Here is a 25,408-nt window from a genome sequence, read left to right as displayed (position 1 = left end):
AAGTATATAAGATTATTGGTCGTGATCTATTAGAAGTGTAAATATCAACCCTTGATAGGGCTGCGGAAGACATTGCAAATCATTCGCTAACACTGTGTGTAGCGTGGCCAATCCATAAAACTCAGCACTGCAGTAGGTTAAACTTTGTAAAACGCGCTTAGAGAAAACTCAGTAGCATGCAAACTAGTTTTTCCGGATCGTAATAAGGAACCGAATGGGTACTCGTCAGATCAGCCCCAATCAGTGAAATTCCTTGAGCTTCCAGCTCCGCCCAATCAAACTCGGCGGCATGCCTCTCATCTGTGACAACAAAGTTGAGCAACTTATCTGTTGGTGTGTCTTCCCCCGCATCAGCGCGCAGGTGCTTTAGCAGCGCATCCACCGTCTCATTCGGGCTCATCCCAAACTGCTCAGGATCATTGCCAAGGTTTGGTACGTAAACCTTCGGGTTAGGGCTACGCGCAATAGACTTGCCCACGCCTTTAGGCAGAAGATTTGCAATCAGGCTGCTGTGAAAGCTGCCCGGCGGATAACAAATCATGTCTGCAGTCTCGATGAGATGCTGCTTCTTCGGCGATACCTCAATCTCCACCGGTTCGCCGCCAGCCAAGGAGCGTGTCAGATAAGTCCGTTTGATCTTGCTGGCAATCGGAGCAGTCTCCTTGCCAGTCATATTGTGCTGCCCGACGATGATCTCGCCAGAATCCAGCTCCACAGCGAGGTGCAGACGCGCGTCCACGGTCGCCAGCACTGTGCCAAGCGTATTCACCAGCTTGGAGAACAGAAAGATGATTGGATCAAGCTTCTGGTTGTTGTTCAGATATCCGCCAGCAAGGATTAGGTTGCCAATGCTTGCCCCACGCAGATCAAAATCAGACGGCATTGCATCATGGAAGAATGCCAGCTGATGCCGAATGAGACGGCGCATAGGGTTGGGCACCCGCGCAATCAGCTGATCATGCCCTTCCAGAAGGTCCACCAGTTCGCCATGTAACTCATCAAGTGAGGCAGTCTTTGGAAAGCGATGAGTGAAAAGGCGATAGATCTCAGATTGCCCAAGCACACTCTCGTCCGCCAGTGCGATCAATCGTGAGCGCAGATCACCAATTGCGGGCATACCAAACGCATGGCGAAGAACAGCAGAACTCCCACCGCTGTCAAACGGTGTCATCAAGTGGATCGAGTTATGCGTGTATTGCTTGAGAGCACGGGCAGTGGGATTAAGTGCGCTTCCGCCACTGAAGAACAGCAGGGCAGGGCCAAGTTCCGGCAGACGCTTATAGCGACTGATGCGAACAGGATCCGGAAGTGTGAGACCGCGTGTAACACTAAACTGCTGCATAAACGAACTTGCCCGACTGCGAGAATTCAATCCCTCTTACCATAAGAGATCTATTAGATCGGTTTACGGCTAAATTGTAGATTCAGCCTGACTAAATCAGAAGCATCCCCAACGATCTATCATGAACTCAATAATCTTTAATGCCTCTAAGAAGCATTAAAGTATTTCTCGCATTAGATATATCAGTGATTCAGTAAAATCTCTGTCAAATCAAAAATGAATATTCGCTGCTCATGAACCAGAGAGAAGAAAATAAGAGAAAATACCTGTAGTTCTTGTGGGTTTGGTGGGTATTCTTAGTATCTGTATTTGACACCAGCAAATTCAGAGGATGTAAAGCTCTGGAAACAATAAAAATAGAGAGAATAGCATGAGTTCGCAGGCCCAGCCCGTTGCTCAAACACAAGCTCAAGACGCGTTTAAATCCATTCCAAAAGCATTTATGGAATCCGTCGAACGCCTTGCCGATAAACCGGCATATTTCGTGCGTGGTGAAACTGGATGGGACGCAACGAGCTGGACCGAATATGGCGAGCAAGTGCGCAATGCTGCAAAGGCACTTCTCGCGCTGGGCGTAAACCCCGGCGATGCTGTTTGTATTCTGAGCTACAACCGTCCTGAATGGACGATCATGGACGTCGCTGCCATGATGATTGGGGCTGTTCCTACAGGCATCTACTGGACAGCAGCTGCACCAGAAATCAACTACATCCTGCGTCACTCTCAAGGCCGCATCCTGCTTGCTGAAACCAAAGCCCAGCTGAAAGGCATTGGTGAGCAGTCAGAGAACATGCGCCATTTGCGCAAGGTGATCCGTCTGGATGGACGCGTAGAAAACCCAGATCAGTACACCTGGGCAAGCTTCATGTCTCTGGGTGAAAACAGCCCGGGACTGGATGCAGAGCTGGACCAGCGCCTCAATGATATTGCAGCCGAAGACATTGCGCTCCAGATCTACACTTCCGGCACAACAGGCCTTCCAAAAGCGGTTCAGATCAGCCACCGTGCAATCCGAGCTGAATCTGATGCGCTGAACCTGGCTTTCAAGCCAACTCCAGCAGACCGCTATATCTCCTATCTGCCAATGGCACATATTGCAGAACAATGCGGCACCATCATTCAGGCATGTGACACTGGCTATCCCGTCTATTACGCCAAGTCCGTCACCAGCCTTGGCGAACACCTGCCGGAAGTCCGCCCGACTGTAACCTTCGGTGTTCCTCGGATTTTCGAGAAGATCCATGAGAAGGTCGAGAAGCAGTTGAACAAGGACAAGGGCTTCAAGGGCAAGCTCATCCAATGGTCGCTGCAAACCAGTAAGGATTGGTACGGTCAGACACTCAATGGCAAATCTGCTGGCTTGATGCTTAACCTCAAGAAGAAGGTCGCCAACCGCCTTGTGCTCGACAAGATCAAGCACAAAATCGGCCTCGACAAGATGCGCATGTTCGTGAGTGGGGGAGCGCCAGTCTCTAAGCGCGTCTTGGAAGCGTTCACCGGCTTGGACATCGTGATCCGTGAGGTCTATGGCCAGTCAGAAAACTGTGGCGGTGCGACCATCAATATCATTGGTTCAACCCGTCTGGGCTCTGTCGGTAAACCGATGGAAGGCGTTACAATCAAGATTGCGGCAGATGGTGAGATCCTCTGTAAAGCAGGCACAAACTTCTCCGGCTATGCGCACGACCCAGCATCCACCGATGAGGCGCTGCGTGATGGTTGGCTCTACAGTGGCGATATCGGTTATCTCGATAAAGACGGCTACCTGTTCATCACGGGTCGCAAAAAAGAGATCATCATCACCTCAGGCGGCAAGAACATCTCCCCGGCATTGTTGGAGCAAGATCTCATGGAACTGCCGATGGTGGAATATGCTGTTGTTGCAGGAAACAACCAGACCTTCCTGAGTGCTCTGATTACAATCGATGGCGTGATGGCACAGCGGTTTGCGACAGAAAACAACATCAAACCGGAAGATGTTCTAAAATCTGATCAGCTGCGCAGTGTCATTCAGGCAGGCATCAACAAAGTGAATGCGCGCCACTCACGTGTAGAACGTATCCGCAAGTTTGAAATTTTGCCGGACGGCTTCTCGATCCAGACAGGTGAGCTGACACCAACCCTCAAGATCCGACGTGCTAAGGTACTGAACAACCACGCTGACGCGCTGGAAAATATCTATAAGCACGACGCTTAATGTAGCTTCTGATGTCAGAAACCCCTTGGTCCAGAGGCATGGTCCAAGGGGCTTCCAAGGGATAAAGCAGGGGCTAAAGCCTACCTACTTTCATCAAGGAACCAGTTTGCTGCATTGTTGTAGCAAATGTCCCTGATCATGCCTCCCGCTAGCTCAAAATCACCCGGAATATGGCCTTTATCCATCCACTCTCCAACGATCTTGCAAAGCAAGCGACGGAAATACTCGTGTCGTGGGAAAGATAGGAACGATCTGCTGTCTGTCAACATGCCGAGGAACTGAGAAAGTAGTCCCATCTGCGCTAATTGCGTCATTTGGCGTTCCATGCCGTCCAGCTGATCGTTGTGCCACCAGCCTGTTCCGGCCTGAACCTTACCGCCCACTGAACCATCCTGGAAGTTACCGGCTGTCGTCACAACAACTTCGTTCTTCGTTGGATCAAGAGAGTAAAGCACGGTGCGCGGCAATGCTTTTTCACGATCCAGCGTATCAAGGAACTGGTTCAACGGGTTTGCAAGTTCGCGGTCATCGATGCCGTCACAGCCCACGTCAGGCCCCAATGCTTTAAACATGCGACTGCGGTTGTTTCGTGTTGCGCCAATGTGCATCTGCATCACCCAACCGCGCTTCGCATATTCCTTGCCAAGGAACACCTGAACCGCTGATTGGAAGGCTGTCACATCATCAACGCTCAGCGTTGCGCCGCTTTGCCCTTCTTTAAAGATGCGATCCAACTCCGCAACAGGCGGAATTGGGCAGAACAGCATTGAGTCCAGACCATGGTCTGCGGCACGGCAGCCATGGCGGCCAAAATGATCCAGCCGCATGCTCAACGCTTCCAGAAGGCGCTCATACTTGTCGATATGGAAACCAACGCGCCTGCTGAGCTTCATGATGTAGTCGCCAAATGTCGGCTTGTCGATCTTGAAGGCTGGGTCTGGACGGAAGGTTGGACGCACAACCATGGTTGAGGTTGGATCCTGAGCGATCATCTTATGCCAATGCAGATCATCACAAGGATCATCAGTGGTGCCCAGCATCTTCACGTTCTGCATCTGCAGCAGACCGCGTGCAGAGAATTGCTTGGTCGCCAGTTTTGCGTTGCAAACCTCCCAAACGGTTTCTGCAGACTTGTCGGAGAGGATCACGCCTTCCAGCCCGAAGTAGCGATACATCTCTAGATGCGTCCAATGGTACAGTGGATTCCCAAGGAACTTCGGCATTACGGAGGCGTAGGCAAGGAATTTTTCTTTGAAACTGGTGTCTTTGCCAGTGATCAGGCTCTCGTTGATACCAGCCCACCGCATCGCGCGCCACTTGTAGTGATCACCTTCCAGCCATACGCGGCCAATATCATCAAAGCGGCGGTCCTCAGCAATGGTCTGCGGACACAGGTGGTTGTGATAGTCCACGATCGGCATTTCTGCTGCGTAGTCGTGGTAAAGTCGTTGTGCGGCTTCTGTCTCGAGGAGGAAGTCTGATCCAAGAAATGGCTGCATCGTTTCTGCCCTGAAAGTGGTGGGAGTGATCCTTTGATCCCTCCCTGAAAGTGAGCGTTTGCCCTGCGGATGCCTGGCAAAACTCCGGAAAATCTAATCTGCCAAATCTGCTACGGCCTGCGCGGCACCTTTTTCTGCCACTGCACGATAGGCGTTGTGAACTGCCTTCTTGAACTCATCGTTAGCAACAAGTTCAGATGGGAACACAGAATCCAACGCAAGCAGAGTATCGACGTAAGTTGTCTCGTCAGCACCATCATTGGCAACGATTGCGGCAAGCTTCTCTTTAAGTGGATCAACCACCTCATAACTTTCGCCATTGCGATCCGCGCGGATGTAGTTCATCCAGCCGCCAATCCCGAGCACCAGATGGCGATAGTCACCGCCATTGGCCAGATGGAATCTTACGGAGTTCAACCAGCGCTGCGGCATTTTCTGCGTGCCATCGGCTGCAATCTGCCAGGTGCGGTGTTTCAGTTTGGAGTTGGAATAACGCTTCAGCAATGAATCCGCATAAGCCACCAGATCCACATCTCCCGGAACGTCCAGTGTTGGCAGTTGCTCATCCACCATCAGCTTGCGCGCTTCAGCGTAAAACACAGGATCAGCCGCACAATCCGCAATAGTTTCTTTGCCAGCGAGGAAGCCAAGATAAGCGAGGAAGGAGTGGGAACCGTTGAGCGTGCGAAGCTTCATCTCTTCAAATGGCTCCACATCAGCAACCAACTGTGCTCCAGCTAGCTCCCATTGAGGGCGACCTGCTTTGAAGTTGTCTTCAATAACCCATTGACGGAATGGCTCACAAACGATGCCGTTCAGATCAACCTGTCCTCCAAGGCTCTCACGGATCAGCTCGCGGGACTCGTCCGTCAGCGCTGGAACAATGCGGTCTACCATGGTGGAAGGGAAGGAGACATTCTCTTCAATCCACGCCGCTAGCTCTGCATCTAACTTCGCAGCAAACTCGCGAACAGCAATACCACAAAGGACACCGTTGTGAGGTAGGTTGTCACAGGACATGACGGTGATCGGGCCATTTCCAAGTGCCCGACGCTTAGCCAGACCCGCAACAATCAATCCAATCGCAGTCTTTGGAGCAGAAGGAGTAGAGAGGTCCTGCTGGATCATTGCATTGTCCAGATCCAGCTTCCCGTTTTTAACGCAGTAACCCTTCTCAGTGATTGTCAGTGAAATGACTTTGAGCTGTTCTTCAGCCAAACCATTGATCAGTGCCTCAACGCCGTCACGCGCCAGATGCTGCGTTTCACACACCGCACCAAGCAGACGAGTGTTCGTACCTTCATCAGCAGTTTCAACCAGTGTGTAGAGGTGATCGTTCTCCTCCAGTTTATCGAACAGATCGGAGGTGCCGAACAGTTCGATCACGCGCATACCCCAATCACCGCCACCGGCAGCAAGTGTCTCATGCAGATGCATAGCAACGTGCGCACGGGCAAAGGCGCCAAAACCAATATGAGCAACGCGTGGCTTCAATGATTCGCGGTCATAAGACGGCACAGAAACATCACTTGGAAGTGCATTGAGATCGAGTTTTTGAAATTCAAAAGTCATAGAAGGTGGGCCTTATCAAAGCTCATTGAGGGAGAAAGAGTGGGTGTCGTTCGAAATCGGCTGCCCGTTCACGACCACAGTCGGAACCAGCCCATTTGGAGAGCGGCCTTTGATGAAGACGGAGAGGTCTCGTCCATCAGTCTTGAGGGAGCCACTGCGACACAGAGTTAAGGTTTGCTCATCGGAAGTGCTGGAGAGAACCATGTGCAAGGTGCTGTGCTCACCTTCCAGCCATTTATGACTGATGCCATCATCCTCAAATACAGCCAACTCACGCTTTCCTATTCCCTGGAATGGGAAGATCGCCAGCGCGTTCAGATCACACTCTGTCGTGTTCTTTGCTGTTGCATTGGCGAGCGGCAGAACAGTGCCAGCCCGCACAAACAGTGGCAGGCGTTCCAAGGGGGCATCAACAACGATCGTCTGTCCGCCCTTGTGATACGCGCCTGTATCGAACTCGTACCACCCGTCGCCATTGTCCGGCAGATAAACCTCACGCGTTGTTGCTCCTTGCTCAACTACGGATGCAATCAGCAGATCCTGGCCAAGTAGATAGTCATCCGTCTCGGCAAAGGTGCGCTCATCCCCTTCGTGATCTAGGAAGGTCGGGCGAAGCAGCGGCTCGTCCATCACATGCATGTCGTGCAGCATGGTGTAGAAGTAAGGCATCAGATACTGACGCAGTTGGATCGCATTGCGAATGAGCGGCGTCACTTCCGGATACATCCAGGCTTCATTGACGGTGGCATCATCATTCCACGAATGGATCGTAAAGCGCGGGTGCATCACACCATTCTGAACCCAGCGAACAAACAGCTCTGGATCAGGACGAGGCCCAGAGAACCCACCAACATCATGACCAACATTGTAGATGCCAGACATGGAAAGCCCGAGGCCCATGCGGATGTTGTATTTCAGGTTGTTCCAGCCCGTCCGGTTGTCGCCTGTCCAGGTCTGAACATAACGCTGCAAGCCAGGGCAGCCACTGCGGGAGATGAGGTAGGGGCGTTCCTCGGGCGCATACTCAACTTGCGCTTCAAAGGATGCACGCATCATAAGGAAGGAATGCAGTGGTCGGATAAGCCCAACTTCGATTTCCTCGCCAAACCCCTGACACCGAGCTGAGAAATCCCAGATCTCATACTCGTTGTTGTCGTTCCAGGTTGAACCAATCCCTCGCTCAAGCAACTGCTGAGTGACATTCGCCTTCCACCAGCTGACAGTCTCCGGATTGGTAAAGTCGAGATGAGAACCTTCATCATCCCAGAACAACGAGTGCTCCGGCTGATCGGCTTCACTGTCCCGAATAAACAGACCCTTAGCAGCCACATCCTCATACATTGGGTGGTCCTGCAACAGGCACGGCTTGATGTTGGCTGCCAGATGCACGCCTGCATCCAGAAACTTGGAGGTCATGGCCTTGGGATCAGGACACTTCTCATAATTCCAGTTGAACACATAACGTTTCGTTCCGATGGATGTGTAACCCGATGAAAGCTGGAAGCTGTCGCAGGGAATGGCGTGTTCCTTGATCAAGTCTACAAAGCCTTCCAACTGCTCCTGCGCATTGTCAGCATCAGTGTAGTACATGGTGGAGCCGGAATACCCGAGGCTCCACTTTGGTGGGAAGATGTGCTTGCCCGTCAGCCAGACCTGCGTCTTGGTCACCTCCAGCAGGGAAGGGCCGAGCATGAAGTAGTAATCTAGATCGCCATCTACCGCCCGATATGATCTGTAAGGCCGATGGTAATTGTCGATCTCGTTTCCCAGATCGAACCAGCAGCTCGCCAAATTATCGTAGAACACGCCATAGGAAATACCAGAGCCGGTCCGCGTCAGCGTAAATGGCAAATGCTTGTAAAGTGGATCAGTTGTCTCAGCATCATAGCCCATCGCATCCAGATTGCGCATTTCATAGCGACGGCCATTACGTAAAAGGTTGCCAGCTTTTTCGCCCAGTCCATAAATCCGATCATCCGCAGGCTGGTTGAAGAAGTGTGAGTTCTTGTTGTCCTTCACACCCACCATGTAAGCGCCTGTTGGACGCTCGCTGGCAATGATCTGATAAGACCCGTCCTCGTTCTTTGCTTCCCAGATAATCTGAAGTGGTGTTTTTACGGAGACGCGCAAAGCACGCGTCTCCAGTACCAGTGTGTCCTCCGTGAGCTCCTGCTTGAACTCTGGAAGAGAGAACCCTTCAGCAGAAAGACGGGACCGACCTTCAAACGGCATTGGTGTTTCAGCCGGTGTGATGGACCAGGTCCGTCCTTGTCTGAACTCTCCGTTTTTGCGCAAAAGAACCCGAACAAGCTTGTCTTCAAGAACGAACAGAGAGAGCAGGTGCTTGCCATCCACGAGCAGATCAACTCGGTTCTGTTCGGACACGATATAGGACCACTTACCTAGCGTTTTCATTATACTTCAACCAGTTATTGGGTTGTTGTTATGGTTGCTTGGTTTCTGTCTGTTATCCGCCATAGCCAAGAATGACGCGTGGCAGGAACAGGCTGATTTCAGGAATGAAGGTCACCAGCATCAGAATGGAGATCACCGCTGCATAGAACGGCAGCATTGGTTTGATCAGATCCTGAATAGCCACCTTGCCCACGGAGCAGCTGATGAACAGCGCACTACCCACTGGCGGCGTAATGATGCCGATGCACAGGTTGTAGGTCATCATGATGCCGAAGTGCACAGGATCCATTCCAAGCTCAGTCGCAACAGGCAGGAAGATCGGTGTGAAGATCAGCAGGGCAGGCGTCATGTCCATGAAAGTCCCAATCACCAGCAAGCAGATGTTGATCACAAGCATGATAATGAACGGATTTTCAGAGACGTTCGCCAGTGCTTCACCAATCGCATACGGAATGTCGGAAAAGGTCATCGCCCATGACATGCCGATGGAACAACCAATTAGCAGAAGAACGATGGAACTGGTGATCGCGCTCTCAAGGATGATGGTTGGCAGATCAGTGATCTTCACTTCGCGGTAGATGCCAACGGCGAGCAGTAGAGTGTAAACCACTGCCACAGCAGAAGCTTCAGTTGCAGTGAATACGCCGCCGATAATACCGCCCATAATGATGAAGATGAGCAGCAATGGCAGGAATGCATCGGCAATTTTGAAGATGATCTCTTTGAAGCTTGGCAGCGGGATCAACGGATAACCGCGCTTCGTCGCAACAATGCCAGCCACAACCATCACGCCGAGACCCATCAGAATACCCGGCAGATAACCAGCAACAAACAGCGTTGCGACTGAGGTGCCGCCGGAAATCAGAGAGTAAACGATTAGCGTGGAAGAAGGTGGGATCAGCATACCAGTTGGGCAAGAAGCCGCGTTCACAGCTGCGGAGAAGGCCGGATCATATCCTTCCTTACGCTGCAGCGGAGACATAATGCCGCCGATTGCAGCAGCAGACGCCACAGCTGAGCCGGAAATAGAGCCAAACAGCATGTTCGCCAGCACATTGACGTGTGCCAGTGCGCCCGGCAACCGGCCACCTACGATCTTCGCCAGCTCAATCAAACGCCGCGCGATGCCGCCGGAGTTCATGATGTTACCAGCAAGGATGAAGAACGGGATCGCCAGCAGCGTGAAGCTGTCTAGGCCACTCGCCATCTTCTGCGAAACAACAAAGAGTGCCTGATCAAAAGAGATCAGAAAGGTAATCGTCGCCGTTGCTGCCAGCCCGATGGCAAAGGAGATCGGCACACCAAGGGTAACCAGAATGCCAAAAACACCAAACAGAATAAGACCGCTTTGAAGCTCACTACTTAAAAATTCCATCAGACTTACTCTTATTTAGCAGCAGTATCAGCAGCGTCAGGCATCTGGTCGTTTGGACCTGTACCTGTGCCGTTAACAAGACCAAGGAAGAACTCAACGCAGTAGAACAGCATGATGCCGCCAGAGAACGGGATGGCTGCGTAGATGTAGCCCATTGGAACGCGGAGAGCGGGAGAGACTTGCCCGTTGGCGAGCGTCTTCATAACCAGTTGCCCGCCGCCATAAAGCATGACGATACCAGAGAAGAAGGCGATTGCCAGAACGATGAAGTAATCTGAAAGCAGTTTCCGTTTGCCGGTCAGAGAGCCGGTCAGCAGATCAATTGCCAGGTGTCTTCGCATTCCGAGCGTATAGGCCGCACCAATCAGGCCGATCCACATAAACATGAAACGAGCGAGTTCATCGGTCACGGTGCTTGGGGTTCCAAGAACGTATCTCGAGAAAACCTGCCAAACCACACACACCACGAGCACCACAAAAACCGACACGGTGACGGCCTTCAGGATCGTATTAACTATTTTGGTCAGCGCTTGCATTTTAATTCCCTAATCTAGGTGAGGGCGCGGGCTTAGTATGCAGAAAGAATCTGCAGTGGGCGACCAATTTCTCCTGAGGGGTTGTTCAGGAACTATTGAATTCGTGAGAGGGTTTCAGCTGGAGATCTGCAGATCTACGGATATCCAATGAATCCAATTAAATTACCTCTCTCCCAATTAATTGCTGATTTTTGATTATTGGTCAACCAATATGATAAAATGGTTTGACAATGTCGCAGTTTTGTAGAAATGTGGCATGTGTGGAGAGAGGTTTGGTTGATCTCCTTTCTTCACCTTTCAACAAATCTGCCGGTTTGGCGCTGCTCTCTTGATTCATAAGAAAGATGAAGAGGTTACCCGAGCACCAACCACTGGTAGATTGCTGAAAGGTATGTGCAAACCCGGAGGAAGTGGGAAAAAACTCTCAATCAGGTGTTTAATCTATTGAATACAGTAGGTTGAGAGTGATGGCAGAAGATTTGCTGACCATCAGAAGGACCATTCGCAGCTCAATGAGTGGAAGAGTGTCCTGTTGGTGAGGTTTGCAATTCAAAAGCAAAAGTTCCCTGTCATCTGGAGAGTGCATAAATAGGTCGACCAACTTGGACTGATGTCCCAAGAACGACGAAACCGGTATTGGTCAATGAGGATCAGTGATGCTTGAGCGGATGGAAGGTGCCGACAACGGCTTGGCTTGCCTGCATGATGAGGACTACGACGTCCCCTTCAACACGCAAAACCTGAACAGCAGCACTTTGATCTTCACTGGTGGCCGTAAGGCTGAGTCGCTGAACGGAGAGTGGAACTTCTGCGTCGACCTACTGGACACAGGACTGCGCCAGAAGTGGTTTTCCTTCACACCGGAAGCCCCGGAAGAAAAAACAGAACCGTACGACTACGATCCCTATGCAGGGGAAACTGTCCCCGTGCCGTCGTGCTGGTCGATGCTCAAAGACAAATGGTACTTTTTTGAAGGCAGTGCATGGTACACGCGCCCGCTGGATCTGGACGAGCTGCCTGAGGATGAACGCTTGTTCCTGAGAGTAGGGGCAGCCCAGTATGATTGTAAGGTGTTCCTCAACGGAGAGTTCCTCGGCAACCACTATGGTGGCTCCACCCCATTCAACGTTGAGCTTACCAAGCATGCGAAGCAGGGTCGCAACTGGTTGATGCTGTGTGTCAACAACACCCGCACGCTCGACCGCGTGCCCATGCGTAACACCGATTGGTTCAACTACGGTGGCATCTACAGGGATGTCGAACTCTACAGAACCCCAAAGACACTCATCTCAGATTTCTTCGCCTATCTGGTTCCTGATAGCTCCTACGACAAAATCGCGGTTGAGCTACAAGTGGATGGGCCAGATAAGGCACCTGTCACTGTTGAGCTAGCAGAGCTGGGCATCAAAGTTGAAATCCCTGTCGATGAAGACGGCTTCGGCAAGCTGACAATTCCAGCAAAGCCAGAACTATGGTCACCAGTAACCCCGCGCCTTTACAGCGTATCTGCAACTCTCGGCGTAGATCGCATTGAAGATCAGATTGGGTTTCGCCAAATTGAGCAAGTCGGCACAGATGTTCTCCTGAACGGAAAACCAATTTTCTTCCGCGGTATCTCTGTCCATGAAGATGACGAGTTCACCGGCAAAGTGCTGCGTGATGAAGATCTGGAGCAGCGCTTCCAGCATGCCAAAGAGCTGAACTGCAATTTCATGCGCTTCGCCCATTACCCGCACGATGAACGCGCCGCTAAAATGGCAGACCGTGAAGGCATTCTGCTTTGGGAAGAGATCCCGGTCTACTGGGCGATCGACTTCAAGAACCCGGACACTCTTAAAGATGCCAGCAACCAGCTTCAGGAGCTGATCAAGCGAGACCGCAACAGGGCCTCCGTCGTCATCTGGTCTGTTGGGAACGAAAATCCGGACACAGACGAGCGCCTCTCATTCATGAAGCACTTGGTTGATACCGCGAGAGACATGGATCCAACGCGTCTGACCTCAGCCGCTTGCCTTGTCAACCACACCAAGAACCGTATCGAAGACCGGCTGATCCAGCACATCAACGTGATCGGCATCAACGAATACTACGGTTGGTATGAGGAGAACTTCGACGACCTGATCGACTTCCTCGACAACTCCGACCCCGGTAAGCCCGTTGTTATCTCCGAAACTGGCGCAGATGGTTACATCGGCGAAGGCAAGTTGGAAAAGGGCTTCTTCAGCGAGAGTTATATGGCCGAGGTCTATCGCAAGCAGATTGCCACCTTGCGCCAGCGAGAATTCGTGAAGGGCATCTCACCGTGGATTCTCTATGATTTCCGTGTGGAACGCCGACAAAACATGTTCCAGCAGGGCTGGAACCGCAAAGGCCTGATAGCCTCAGACAAGAAAACAAAGAAAACAGCCTTCAAACTTCTTGCAGATTTTTATGCAGAGCTGAAAGCGAAAAACTGATCTGGATTGCACCATGACATTAGACCCGAACAGAAGACGTTATCAGGATGTGGCAGAAGAGCTGGTTCGCGATTTGGCGAACGGTGCCTTTGCCATTGGTGACAAGCTCCCCACAGAGCGCAAGATTTCTGAGGATCTGGGCGTGAGCCGGTCATTGGTCAGAGATGCCATGATCATGCTCGAAGTGCAGGGACTCGTGGATGTGCGCAAAGGGTCAGGTACTTATGTTCTCCGCCTCCCGGGGGATGTGATGCCGGACAGTGCGCTGGAAACGGACATCGGCCCATTTGAACTGCTGCAGGCTCGCCAACTCTTAGAAAGCAACATCGCTGCCTTTGCCGCCACAATGGCGACCAAAGCCGACATCATCCAGATGCGTGAAACATTGGCCAAGGAGCGGGATGAAATTGAATCCGGTTCAGGAAGCCACAAGGCAGATGAAGAGTTCCACCGTCTGGTTGCACAGGCGAGCCAGAACTCGGTCCTGACTGAGTCAGTTGAACACCTTTGGACGCTTCGCAAGCGCTCCCGCATGTGGGAGCAGCTGCACCAGCGTATTTTCGACAGAGGCTATCAGAAGAAGTGGCTGGACGATCACCAGGCAATCCTGACAGCACTGCAATGCCGCGATCCGCAAATGGCCCGGCAAGCCATGTGGCAGCATCTTGAGAATGTGCGCATGACACTGCTGGAACTTTCTGACGTCGATGATCCGTCATTCGATGCGTACCTGTTTGATACGGACCCGCTGGCCGCGGTGAACGATCTCAAAAAATAACCGACATGAAATGTTAAACCGGGCTCAGGCCCCAAAATTTGAAAAGCAAAGAGCTAAACATGGAACAGACTTGGCGCTGGTATGGCCCACACGATCCGGTCACTCTCGCAGATGTTCGGCAGGCAGGGGCAACGGGCATTGTCACCGCTCTCCATCACATCCCGAATGGCGAAGTATGGCCAGTTGAAGAAATTCAAAAGCGCAAAGATGAGATCGAAGCTGCAGGTCTCGTCTGGTCTGTTGTTGAAAGTATCCCGGTACACGAGCACATCAAAACGCGCACTGGTGACTTTCAAAAGTACATTGAGACGTATAAGCAATCCATCCGCAATCTGGTGACCTGCGGCATCACCAAGATCTGCTACAACTTCATGCCCGTTCTGGACTGGACCCGCACCGATCTGGCGTATGAGCTGGAAACAGGAGCCACATGCCTGCGCTTTGATGCGGATATCTTTACAGCCTTCGATATCTTCATCCTCGAGCGTCCAAATGCAAAGGATGAGTATTCAGAGGAAGAACTCGCTCGCGCAACTACCGCATATGAAAGCATGACGCAGGAAGATAAGGACGGTCTTGTCAAAACCATCCTCGCAGGCCTGCCAGGTTCAGAAGAGTCCTACACCACAGCAGACATCCGCGCTCATCTGGAACGCTATGAGGGCATCGATGCGGATAAGCTGAGAGAGCACCTCGCGCTGTTCCTCAAGGAAGTTATTCCGGTATGTGCTGAAGCTGGTGCTGTTATGGCCATTCACCCGGACGACCCGCCACGTCCACTGCTTGGCCTGCCACGCGTGTGTTCCACTGAATCTGACTACGAGTATATTTCGAAAGCAGTCGATGTTCCTGAAAACGGCTTTACATTCTGCACTGGCTCTCTGGGTGTTCGGGCTGATAATGATCTTGTAGGCATCGTGAAGCGCTTTGCTGACCGCATTCACTTCGTGCATCTGCGTGCAACCAAGCGCGAGCAGAACCCGCTTTCCTTCCATGAGGCTGATCACTTGACAGGTGACGTTGACATGGTTGGTGTGATCTCTGCTTTGGTGGATGAAGAAGAGCGCAGAAAAGCAGCAGGTTTGGATGATCTGATCCCGTTCCGCCCGGATCACGGCCACGCGATGCTGTCAGATCTGCAGATGAAGTCTGCACCGGGCTATCCAGCAGTTGGCCGCCTGCGTGGCTTGGCCGAACTACGCGGGGTGGAAACAGCAGTCCGTGCAATGCGCGAGCCAGCCTGAGTGAACTTTCAGCAATCAAACATCATATAAGCCGGGGCATTGCTCCGGCTTTTTTTGTGCCATTGTGAAATCAACGAATATTTTATTTGTGTTATATTATTACGTAACATATAAATGCCATCCCCTTCGCGGTGCTGCCCGCGACGAGTTGAGGTGCCTATCGTGCAATTGATTGAAATGGATGGAGTTGGGATCAAACGGCAAGGCCGCTGGTTGATTCAGAACGTCTCATTAAATGTGAAGTCTGGCGAGATCGTTACGCTCATCGGACCAAACGGTGCTGGCAAAAGCACAACTGCGAAAACGGCACTGGGCGTGCTGAAAGCAGATGCCGGATCAATCAAGCGTAAGCCGAACCTCAAGGTAGGTTACGTTCCGCAAAAGCTTGCAATCGACTGGACTATGCCGCTCACCGTCCGCCGGTTGATGAGCTTGACAGCCAAACCCTCGAAGGCTGAGATTGATGCGGTGCTGGAAAAGACGGGCATCTCTCACCTCATAGATTCCAATGTACAGCAATTGTCTGGTGGGGAATACCAAAGAGCTTTGCTCGCCCGCGCAATCCTGCGCACGCCAGACCTTCTGGTACTGGATGAACCTGTGCAGGGCGTTGACTACTCCGGTGAGATTGCACTTTACAATCTGATCCTCAAAATCCGTGAAGAGCTGAATTGCGGTATCCTGCTCATCTCTCACGATCTGCATGTGGTTATGGCGCAGACGGATACGGTGGTTTGCCTCAACGGCCACGTATGTTGCAGCGGTGCGCCAGAACAGGTCGCCGCCTCAGATGCGTATAAGCAGCTGTTTGGTGATCCGGCGTCCCAGTCTTTGGCGATCTACCACCATCATCACGACCACAGCCACAAAGCTGACGGCACAATCGTTCCATCCAAGGGGAACTCGGGAGACTGCTGCAATCATGGATGATTTCATTCTCAGAGCCATGCTCGCAGGCATTGGTCTGGCCCTGGTCGCTGGCCCGCTTGGTTGCTTCGTTGTCTGGCGTCGTATGGCCTATTTTGGCGATACCATGTCCCACTCTGCATTGCTGGGTGTTGCGCTGGCATTCCTTTTGAACATCAACCTTATGCTCGGTGTGCTCGCCGTTACGGTCACGGTTTCCTTGTGCTTGCTCATCCTGCAAAAGCGAGGCTCGCTTTCAACAGATGCGCTGCTGGGATTGCTTTCTCACTCCGCTCTGGCGCTCGGTATGGTGCTGATCGCCTTTATGAGCCACGTGCGGTTTGACCTGCTCTCGCTGCTCTTCGGAGACATTCTCGCCGTTGGCAATGAAGACGTGATCGCCATTTACGCATGCGCAGCAGTCATCCTTGGCCTGATGTACTTCCTCTGGCGCCCTTTGCTGGCTTCAACAGTCAATCGTGAACTGGCAGAGGCAGAGGGTTTCAATCCAGACCTGACGCAGCTCATCTTCATGGTCATGATGGCCGCCATTATTGCCATCGCGATGAAGATCGTCGGTGTTCTGCTCATCACTGCTCTGCTGATCATTCCTGCAGCAACTGCTCGTTGGTTCGCAAGAACACCAGAGCAAATGGCGGTCGCATCCTCAGTCATTGGGGTTGCGAGTGTTGTTCTGGGGCTGGAAGGCTCATTGCAGTTCGACAGCGCTTCAGGTCCGTCTATCGTCGTGGCCAGCCTCTGTTTATTTTTGCTATCATTGTTTGCATCTCGCCTCCTAAACGGGGTATTGGGAAAGGAGCGAGGGCAATAGGGTGAAAGAAGTGGCAATGGCAACTGCAGAAGTGAAGCTCACGAAAAATCAGCGTCTGGTTCTGGATCTGCTGTGTGCTTCAGATGCGCCGATGAGCGCATACTCTATTCTGGACCAGCTCCGGACTGAGGGACTTCGCGCACCATTGCAGGTCTATCGTGCGCTCGACAAACTAATCGGCCTTGGCTTGGTGCATCGCCTTGAGAGCATGAACGCTTTTGTTGCCTGTGCTCACCCAGCTTGCCACGCAGTTGAGATGGTTGGCTTCGCCATCTGCGAAACCTGCGGCAAAGCTTTGGAGTTTGCGGATAATGATGTGGCTGAAATCCTGAGCGGCTGGGCCAGCGCAAACGGCTTTGATGCCAAATCAACCTCCATCGAGATCAAAGGCACTTGCGCTTCTTGTCAGGAAAAGTCGGAAGACACCTCAGGAGCTGAGTGAGAACCGGCGCCTAAGATCAAACAGACTTGGCACCTCACTTTCGGTGTGATGCAGCTCTGACGGTTCAATCAGTTCTCGGGAAATCCAGTTGGTCGTGTAGAGCAGGGGCTTCTTCTGCTGCCGTGAAGCTGGCTGTCCACCAAACCCACTTCCATCAACCAGAATGAGATCACTCGGCAACTTACGCCGAAGCTCTGACAGGCTGGAGAACAGCAAAGACCGGTTTTTGCTGCACACCTGTAATCCAGTCGCTCGCTCAGCAAGCCGCGCCAGCATATCTGGGAATGAACGCGTACGCTCGCTCACCACATATCTGAGGAAGATGCCTGGTGAATAGTCTCCAAACAGGCTTTCAATATCATCTTCCGGATGCACTTCGCTGAGATTGCGGAACGGCACATAAAGCGCGTTCTCATTGTTGTAGAAGGCTTCATGGCTGACCGTGTTGAAATGCCCTTGGTGCTTGGAGGAAAACACAAGGCTCAACTGGCTTTGCTCTGGCTCAGCAACCTCATCAACAATCCGCAGACCACCGTTGTACAGCGGATCTCCATAGGCAAGCACAAGTGCGCCGGAAATGCGTTGAAACGTCTGATCAAACTCTCTGTCAGGTGAAGGGCCAATGCTCAACAGCAAATCGGAAGCAACAAGGGTGCGTGTGGGGATCGGACAGGTTCCGCCGTGATCGCTCCAAATGACCTCAAGGTCGCTCAAACTGGCAAAATCGCTTGGCTGCACAGTTTCCTAGTCCTCTTAAAGATTGAAGCCCGGCCTTGGGAGCCTGCAAAATCAATAATGAGGAAAAATTAACGTAACGGCAAGTGCGTATAGAGCGCAAACAGTCAATCTGAAGAAACAATCTGCTTGCTGTGGCAAGAGCGCTACAGCAACGTCAACTGTTGGACTTGTCGTTGCTGTAACGCCCGCAAAAGGAAGGAGAATACACTGCGGCGAGGGAGCGACATTCTCGCCACAGGGTGTGTCAGTTTGGTTTAAGGAGCCGCAACATATGTCGGCTGCAGCGCGGAAGCTGGTGTCACACCAGCGCCGGCACCGGCGATCTTGTAGCCATTGGCCACACGACGTGAGTTGGTCTTCGCGCGGGCCGCTTTACGGTTGCCACCACGATAATCCACGTTGATGCCAAGCTCGTTGATCATGGCCACCAGCTGAGAGCGGGAATAGAAGCCGAGAGTGCTCAGCAGCGCAGAAACGTGATGCTTCACGGTCGCTTCGGAGATGCCGAGCTCATGCGCGATCTGCTTGTTCAGCTTGCCTTCTTTCAGATAGGTCAAAATGGTGGCCTGACGGCGTGTCAGGTTCGCAAGACCTTCATAGAAGTCGATGCCAAACGCGTTCTGCGCATCTTCTGCTTCAGTTGTCACTTCAACGGTGCCACCGGTCAAAACAGCCTTGAACACTGAGAAGTCAGCGGTTTTAGGCACTGCTGCGGTTGCGCCGCGAGCAATGAAGTATTCGGAAAGGCCCGGGTTATCCTGCTCAAGCAACATAACAAGGCTGGAAATCTCATAGGTCTCCAGAAGCGTAGACGCTGTGCTGAGACCTGGTGCCCCCTTCATCCGAGGGTTCACAAGTACCACTGCGGAAGGGTGAAGTTCTACCCAAGTCTGCAACTCGGAAAAGCTCTTCGTCACAAGTACATTTACGCCGTGGCACTCATTTGAGTAGATGCTCGCAAGTGCTCTGGAAAATGCCGGATGTGGATCACCAATAATAACAGTGTGCATGGAAACCTTCTCCCTTAGGGTTCCAACAGTGGACTGACGCTCCCGATACATAATTTCTCCTCCCTAAACTATGCACTACGTGTTTCGTCGTATCTCTTGAAAAAAATACATGCATATGGTTTTTTTACAAGCGTTGATGTGAGGCACTATGAAAAATATTTTTCAAGATACCGGCGAAACGCGAAAATCTACTCAGGCAGAGAAGAGTGATCGTATGCGTAAGGAGATCCTCCTTGCCGCTATCAGTTGTTTGCACGAATTTGGCTATCACCGTGCATCTATTAAGAAAATTACGGAAAAGACGAGATTTTCGCAGGGTGCGCTGCAGCATCATTTCCCGACTAAAGAAGATCTGATGGTCTTCGTTCTGGAAAGATTGCTCGCTAAATCAGTTCGGCTAACTTTGGAGTGGTTGAACGAAATCGGTGAGGATAAAAGCAGAATTTCTGAGCTAACTATCAAATGGTGGACGAATCAGGCGAACTCTCCTGAGTACCTCACCATGATGGAAATTCTTGTTGCAGCGCGAACAGAAGATACGTTGCGCCGCCGCATCAAACCCACCTTCGACAACTTCGCAAAAGTCACCGATGATCGAATTCTGGCAATCTTTGAGAGTGATCAGATCAGTCAGGCAACAGCGCGCACGCTGATTACAGCATCACGTCAGATGATGACGGGTCTGATTACGTCGGATGGTCTGTTTATGAGAGAGGAAGATAAGCAGGCCTACATCGAGCACTGGGCGATGTTTCTGCAGCAACTTTTCGAGCAAAGAGTGCAAGAAGCTTTGTAGACTTTCGTCTATGGGGCATCCGGGCGCGCGGCCCGAATGCACAATCTCGTCGCAGCTGTTGTTAGATCAGCTGGCTTAGTTTCATTGCAACGCTCATGTCACCATCAATGGTGAACTTGCCCTGCATGAATGCAGCAGTTGGGTCCAGATCGCCAGCGATCAGGGACTGCAGATCTTCGAAGGAAACGCCGATTGTGCAATCTACGTCCTGGTTGTCTGTGGAGATGGAGTTACCATCAATCACAAGAATACCTTCGTCACCGCAGTCAAACTTGATTGAGCTGTCAAAGTCGCTGGACTCAACGCGGCCTTTCAGGTCATTCAAAATTGCTTCCATGCTCATATTTGTTCCCTCCATCTGCTAAATTACAGTGTTTGCGAAAGTCAGGCAGATGCTTAAAGTGTTTACATAGCGCACTACGTATTACGCATCAGGCATCTTGTTAACGTAAGCGTAATCCAGCATGCCTTCAATGTAAAGAGATCAGATTCCGCTTATTCCAGATTACCCATGCTGCCTTAGTAGGGGCGTTATGCCAACTGATCTTCCAGTGATTTTGTCTTCTCAGTCACCACATCACCAGTGTGCTTTGTTGCAACCGGTTCCACCAGCACAATCCAGCATTCTTCTTCTGCAACAGGGTTATGCATCTTTCCCTTTGGCACCACGTGGAAGTCACCTTTGTTGAGTGTCACCGCTTCACCTTCATACTCAATAGTGACGCTACCTTGCACGACGTAGAACAGCTCATCCTCATCATCGTGTTTATGCCAGGTGAGATCTCCTTTGATCTTCGCGACTTTGACGTACTGATCGTTCACCTGCGCCACGACACGCGGCGACCAGTAATCAGTGACCTTCTCAAACTCAGAAAGAAAATTGCCAATCATAGGAACCTCATCAATATAGAATACTGCACGATATATGGGGCAGCTCTCAGGCAGCGCAACATAGACGGAAGGACATGCGTTGACGTTTGCAAGCAAGGCGCTATAAGCGCCCCATGAACAGTCCTAGCGCCCCTTTCATATACACGCCGCCCATGGAGCCATTCCTTGATGTTGTCCATCAGGATGAGCAACTGCTGGTGCTTAACAAACCTAGCGGGCTACTCAGTGTCCCGGGCCGTGCGGAAGAGCATAAGGACTGTCTAGAAACCCGCGCGCAGTCGATCCACCCAACAGCGACCACCATCCACCGACTGGACATGGACACCTCCGGCTTGCTGGTCATGGCTATGAACAAGGACGCACACCGCCATGTGGGTCTGCAGTTTGAAAAGCGCATGACACGCAAAACCTATATTGCACGTGTATGGGGACATCTGAGGGATGATGAGGGGGAGGTTGACCTGCCTCTTCGCTGCGATTGGCCGAACCGTCCCAAGCAGATGGTCGATCATGAGCTGGGCCGCTCTGCGCTCACCAAGTGGGAAGTCATAAACCGCGAAGAGCATACAACCCTCGTTAAGCTGATGCCGGTCACCGGACGCTCCCACCAGCTCCGTGTGCACATGCTGGAGTTGGGGCACCCGATCGTAGGGGATCGCTTCTATGCGCAGGGGGAGGCGCTGTCATTCTCTGAGCGCTTGCATCTTCACGCTCAGACGCTGGAACTACGACACCCAATCGGTGGTGAGTACAACACCTTCACCGCATCCTGCCCGTTCTGGGATCTGTAATCCGTAATTACACGCCAGACTCACCGAATTTGTAAAAATGAGTCACATTACATACGTGTATCTTCGTGTTTTCTGCATCCGGAGCGCACTATTCACAAGCACTAGGTGAAATTACCGGTAAAATATTGGCAGTATGCGACTTTGTCGCAGTTTAGGTCAGCTGACTTGTCCTAAAAGCCAATGACGCTGAAATGTATCTCCAGAGGTGCCTTTGCGTCTCTACTTAACTATCTGAAATAAAAGTAGAATATCACAGTTCGGGGCGCCGGAAACTGTATGCAATGCTATGCAATAAATGACAAGTTAGCGCCTCATCACAAAACCAGTCGTAAAAGTGGCCTTCCGACAGCCGAGTTTTATGACATCCTATTCATATATCTCTGATTTTTGACTTATGTCATGCGCCTAAAGTAGAATGTGACCCAATAATATCCGTGTCGAACAGAAGAGCAGCTTCCTCCCCTGAACTGTTTTGTGACAAATACCGATAGTCTGTCACGTTTCTGCTTCGGTTCTTGCCTACGGAGAAGAAAATGCCTGTCACTAATCGCGAAGAATTAGACGCCCTTGTTGCTCGGGTTAAAAAAGCACAACAAATCTACGCAACATACACTCAGGAACAGGTAGATAAGATCTTCCGCGCAGCAGCACTGGCCGCTGCCGATGCCCGCATCCCGCTCTCCCGCATGGCGGTTGAAGAAACTGGTATGGGCGTCATGGAAGACAAGGTTATCAAAAACCAGTTCGCATCTGAGTACATCTATAACAAGTACAAGGATGAGCAGACCTGCGGTATCCTGTCTGAAGATGAAACTTTCGGAACAATCACCATTGCAGAACCGACAGGCATCATCTGCGGTATCGTTCCAACCACAAACCCAACTTCTACCGCGATCTTTAAAGCACTTATCTCTTTGAAGACCCGCAACGGCATTATCTTTAGCCCGCACCCACGCGCCAAGCTCGCAACCAACGAGGCCGCACGCATCGTTCTTGAGGCTGCAATCAAAGCAGGCGCTCCAAAAGACATCATTGGCTGGATTGACGTTCCAACTGTTGAACTCTCCAATGCCCTGATGACCCATGAAGAAATCAACCTCATCCTCGCGACCGGTGGTCCGGGCATGGTGAAGGCTGCTTATTCTTCTGGTAAGCCGGCAATCGGTGTGGGTGCGGGTAACACACCTGTGGTCGTAGATGAGTTTGCAGACGTAAAACGCATGGTCGCATCTGTGTTGATGTCTAAAACCTTCGACAACGGCGTGATCTGTGCATCTGAACAGTCTGTCATCGTTGTAGAAGACATCTACGAGCAGGTGAAAGAACGCTTCTCAACCCACAAAGGTTACATCCTGAAAGGCAAAGAGCTTCAGGCTGTGAAGGATGTTCTGCTGAAGAACGGTGCGCTCAACGCGGCAATCGTTGGTCAGCCTGCTCCAAAAATTGCTGAAATGGCTGGCGTGAAAGTTCCTGCCGACACCAAAATCCTGATAGGTGAGGTAACAGAAGCAAGCGAAGCAGAAGCATTCGCTCACGAAAAACTGTCTCCAACTCTGGCAATGTACAAAGCCAAGGATTTCGATGCGGCGTGTGACATTGCTGATAAGCTGGTTGCCATGGGCGGTATCGGTCACACCTCTGTATTCTATACAGATCAGGACCGCTGCGAAGATCGCGTCAAAGAGTTTGGCCGTCGCATGAAAACCGCGCGTATTCTAGTCAACTCCCCAGCATCTCACGGTGGCATTGGTGACCTTTACAACTTCTCTCTCGCTCCATCTCTGACCCTGGGCTGCGGCTCTTGGGGTGGTAACTCCATCAGTGAGAACGTTGGTCCAAAGCACCTGATCAATAAGAAGACCGTTGCGAAGCGAGCAGAAAACATGTTGTGGCACAAACTGCCTGAATCCATCTACTTCCGTCGCGGTTGTCTGCCAATCGCACTGGGTGACCTTGAAGGCAAAAAACGTGCACTGATCGTAACTGACGGCTTCCTCTTCAAGAACGGCTACACTGATGAAACCGTTCGTGTCCTGAAGAGCATGGGCATGGAAACCGACGTCTTCTACGAAGTGGAAGCAGACCCAACCCTGTCTATCGTTCGCAAAGGTGCAGAATTGTGCCGGACCTTCAAACCAGACGTGATTGTTGCTCTGGGTGGTGGTTCTCCAATGGATGCAGCGAAGATCATGTGGGTCATGTACGAGCACCCAGAAGTAGACTTCGCTGATCTTGCTCTGCGCTTCATGGATATCCGTAAGCGTATCTACAAATTCCCGAAAATGGGTGAAAAGGCCATGATGGTCGCGATCCCAACCACGTCTGGTACTGGTTCTGAAGTTACCCCGTTCGCAGTGGTAACCGACGATGAAACCGGCGTGAAATACCCAATTGCGGACTATGAGCTGACACCAAACATGGCAATCGTTGATGCGAACCTTGTCATGAACATGCCGAAGTCTCTCACCGCATTCGGTGGTATCGACGCCATTACCCATGCAACAGAAGCTTACGTCTCTGTTCTGGCCAACGAATACTCTGACGGTCAGGCCCTGCAGGCTCTGAAGCTTCTGAAAGAGAACCTGGTTGAAAGCTACGAGAAGGGTGCAGAATCCCCGGTAGCTCGTGAGAAAGTTCACAACGGTGCAACAATCGCTGGTGTTGCCTTTGCGAACTCTTTCCTGGGTGTCTGCCACTCTATCGCTCACAAGGTTGGCGCTGCCTTCCACGTGCCGCATGGTCTGGCAAATGCGATGCTGATCTCTAACGTGATCCGCTACAACGCAAACGACAACCCAAGCAAGCAGACTGCGTTCTCTCAGTATGACCGTCCGCAAGCGAAATGCCGCTACGGTGACATCGCAGACCACCTCGGTCTGACTGTTCCTGGCGATGACCGCGACGCAAAGGTTGAAAAGCTGGTGGCTTGGGTAGAAAGCGTCAAGACCGCTCTTGAGATCCCAGCAGGCTTCAAGGACCTGGGCATCACTGAAGAGCAGTTCATGGCAAAACTCGACGAAGTCGCAGTGGAAGCGTTTGATGATCAGTGCACAGGAGCAAACCCACGCTACCCACTGATCGATGAGATCAAACAACTCCTTCTCGATGGCTACTACGGTCGCGTCTATGTAGAGGGCCGCGCGGAGGATGTGGTCGTCCTTGCAGAGGAAAAAGCGAAGAAGGCTTCTAAAGCCAAAGCTTAATTCCCGTAAGCACACATTGCGGCTCGAAAAAAGACCCCGGGGCGAAGCTCCGGGGTTTTTGCATCTCAGCCTCTGAAGGCCCCTTACTCAATCCTGAGTAAAAGTTGCGGTAAAGCAACAGCTAGCCGTAGGAAGTTTCCGTAGCGTTCAAGACCTCTTCAACTGATGGGCGTGTTTTGCTAGGGCTATTCGCCTGGTTTAACAACGCGAGAAATCAATTTTGCCTATGTAATCACCGGTCTCTTTTAGTCTATCATTGTTCCGCAAAAGATATCCTTTTGCGGCGCGCTTTTTATTGCGCGGATGGTGGCATGAGACCGGTTTGGCCTCGTGATTTCTGGCACTATCCCTGCGCTTTTTTGCGCGCTGCTTTCTAAAAAATCCT

General features: G+C 51.6%; 20 protein-coding genes. 10 read left to right on the top strand and 10 right to left on the bottom strand.

The window, feature by feature from the left end; genetic code table 11:
* Positions 1-157: 157 nt before the first annotated feature.
* Positions 158-1,342, bottom strand: a complete 1,185-nt coding sequence (locus PJE062_RS24120) for a GAK system CofD-like protein (RefSeq protein WP_008552759.1) — start codon at positions 1,340-1,342, stop codon at positions 158-160.
* 370 nt (positions 1,343-1,712) lie between these two features.
* Here PJE062_RS24120 and PJE062_RS24115 point away from each other — a divergent pair, with 370 nt between their 5' ends.
* Positions 1,713-3,539, top strand: a complete 1,827-nt coding sequence (locus tag PJE062_RS24115) for a long-chain fatty acid--CoA ligase (RefSeq protein ID WP_008552717.1) — start codon at positions 1,713-1,715, stop codon at positions 3,537-3,539.
* Positions 3,540-3,619: 80 nt separating this feature from the next.
* Here the strand turns inward: PJE062_RS24115 and uxaC are convergent, their stop codons facing one another.
* The 5 genes from uxaC to PJE062_RS24090 all read right to left on the bottom strand — a co-directional run bounded on the left by uxaC (position 3,620) and on the right by PJE062_RS24090 (position 10,936).
* Complete coding sequence (gene uxaC / locus PJE062_RS24110) at positions 3,620-5,038, bottom strand: glucuronate isomerase (RefSeq protein ID WP_008552680.1); 1,419 nt, start codon at positions 5,036-5,038, stop codon at positions 3,620-3,622.
* A 93-nt stretch (positions 5,039-5,131) separates the two neighbouring features.
* Entirely contained in the window at positions 5,132-6,610 is a 1,479-nt protein-coding gene (locus tag PJE062_RS24105; protein ID WP_008552747.1) for a mannitol dehydrogenase family protein, read from the bottom strand.
* Between the two features lie 15 nt (positions 6,611-6,625).
* Entirely contained in the window at positions 6,626-9,025 is a 2,400-nt protein-coding gene (locus tag PJE062_RS24100; protein WP_037038160.1) for a glycoside hydrolase family 31 protein, read from the bottom strand.
* Positions 9,026-9,077: 52 nt separating this feature from the next.
* Positions 9,078-10,400 carry a TRAP transporter large permease gene (locus tag PJE062_RS24095; protein ID WP_008552755.1) on the bottom strand — a complete coding sequence of 441 codons (1,323 nt, stop codon included), beginning with the start codon at positions 10,398-10,400 and terminating at the stop codon, positions 9,078-9,080.
* A gap of 11 nt (positions 10,401-10,411) precedes the next feature.
* Positions 10,412-10,936 carry a TRAP transporter small permease gene (locus tag PJE062_RS24090; protein ID WP_008552678.1) on the bottom strand — a complete coding sequence of 175 codons (525 nt, stop codon included), beginning with the start codon at positions 10,934-10,936 and terminating at the stop codon, positions 10,412-10,414.
* Positions 10,937-11,592: 656 nt separating this feature from the next.
* Between PJE062_RS24090 and PJE062_RS24085 the strand changes: the two genes are divergently transcribed.
* The 6 genes from PJE062_RS24085 (at position 11,593) to PJE062_RS24060 (ending at position 17,594) form a co-directional block, all read left to right on the top strand.
* Complete coding sequence (locus PJE062_RS24085) at positions 11,593-13,392, top strand: glycoside hydrolase family 2 protein (RefSeq protein ID WP_008552731.1); 1,800 nt, start codon at positions 11,593-11,595, stop codon at positions 13,390-13,392.
* A 13-nt stretch (positions 13,393-13,405) separates the two neighbouring features.
* Positions 13,406-14,170 (top strand): FCD domain-containing protein, encoded by a 765-nt coding sequence (locus tag PJE062_RS24080; protein WP_008552767.1) that lies wholly within the window; start codon positions 13,406-13,408, stop codon positions 14,168-14,170.
* A gap of 59 nt (positions 14,171-14,229) precedes the next feature.
* A complete protein-coding gene (gene uxuA / locus PJE062_RS24075; protein ID WP_037038159.1) occupies positions 14,230-15,414 on the top strand; it encodes a mannonate dehydratase in 1,185 nt (394 codons plus the stop codon).
* 162 nt (positions 15,415-15,576) lie between these two features.
* Positions 15,577-16,344 (top strand): metal ABC transporter ATP-binding protein, encoded by a 768-nt coding sequence (locus PJE062_RS24070; protein ID WP_008552692.1) that lies wholly within the window; start codon positions 15,577-15,579, stop codon positions 16,342-16,344.
* On the top strand, positions 16,337-17,152 hold the full coding sequence (locus tag PJE062_RS24065; protein ID WP_008552780.1) for a metal ABC transporter permease: 816 nt from the start codon (positions 16,337-16,339) through the stop codon (positions 17,150-17,152). The genes PJE062_RS24070 and PJE062_RS24065 overlap by 8 nt, the downstream gene beginning before the upstream one ends.
* A 16-nt stretch (positions 17,153-17,168) precedes the next feature.
* A complete protein-coding gene (locus tag PJE062_RS24060) occupies positions 17,169-17,594 on the top strand; it encodes a Fur family transcriptional regulator (RefSeq protein ID WP_037038169.1) in 426 nt (141 codons plus the stop codon).
* Here the strand turns inward: PJE062_RS24060 and PJE062_RS24055 are convergent.
* Both PJE062_RS24055 and PJE062_RS24050 read right to left on the bottom strand, forming a co-directional pair.
* Positions 17,580-18,332 (bottom strand): hypothetical protein, encoded by a 753-nt coding sequence (locus PJE062_RS24055; protein WP_008552793.1) that lies wholly within the window; start codon positions 18,330-18,332, stop codon positions 17,580-17,582. The genes PJE062_RS24060 and PJE062_RS24055 overlap by 15 nt on opposite strands.
* Before the next feature lie 254 nt (positions 18,333-18,586).
* Positions 18,587-19,393, bottom strand: coding sequence for a response regulator transcription factor (locus PJE062_RS24050; RefSeq protein ID WP_008552691.1), 807 nt, complete (start codon positions 19,391-19,393; stop codon positions 18,587-18,589).
* Between the two features lie 97 nt (positions 19,394-19,490).
* Between PJE062_RS24050 and PJE062_RS24045 the strand changes: the two genes are divergently transcribed.
* Positions 19,491-20,138 (top strand): TetR/AcrR family transcriptional regulator, encoded by a 648-nt coding sequence (locus PJE062_RS24045; RefSeq protein ID WP_008552693.1) that lies wholly within the window; start codon positions 19,491-19,493, stop codon positions 20,136-20,138.
* A gap of 61 nt (positions 20,139-20,199) precedes the next feature.
* Here the strand turns inward: PJE062_RS24045 and PJE062_RS24040 are convergent, their stop codons facing one another.
* Positions 20,200-20,481 carry an SCP2 sterol-binding domain-containing protein gene (locus PJE062_RS24040; protein ID WP_008552794.1) on the bottom strand — a complete coding sequence of 94 codons (282 nt, stop codon included), beginning with the start codon at positions 20,479-20,481 and terminating at the stop codon, positions 20,200-20,202.
* 188 nt (positions 20,482-20,669) lie between these two features.
* Positions 20,670-21,029, bottom strand: a complete 360-nt coding sequence (locus tag PJE062_RS24035) for a cupin domain-containing protein (protein ID WP_008552749.1) — start codon at positions 21,027-21,029, stop codon at positions 20,670-20,672.
* Between the two features lie 152 nt (positions 21,030-21,181).
* Between PJE062_RS24035 and PJE062_RS24030 the strand changes: the two genes are divergently transcribed.
* Positions 21,182-21,820, top strand: a complete 639-nt coding sequence (locus PJE062_RS24030; protein WP_008552740.1) for a pseudouridine synthase — start codon at positions 21,182-21,184, stop codon at positions 21,818-21,820.
* Positions 21,821-22,353: 533 nt separating this feature from the next.
* Complete coding sequence (gene adhE, locus PJE062_RS24025) at positions 22,354-25,023, top strand: bifunctional acetaldehyde-CoA/alcohol dehydrogenase (RefSeq protein WP_008552703.1); 2,670 nt, start codon at positions 22,354-22,356, stop codon at positions 25,021-25,023.
* Positions 25,024-25,408: the final 385 nt, after the last annotated feature.

Source organism: Pseudovibrio sp. JE062, from assembly GCF_000156235.1.
Taxonomy (GTDB): domain Bacteria; phylum Pseudomonadota; class Alphaproteobacteria; order Rhizobiales; family Stappiaceae; genus Pseudovibrio.
This window is presented reverse-complemented; position numbering and strand designations above follow the sequence as displayed.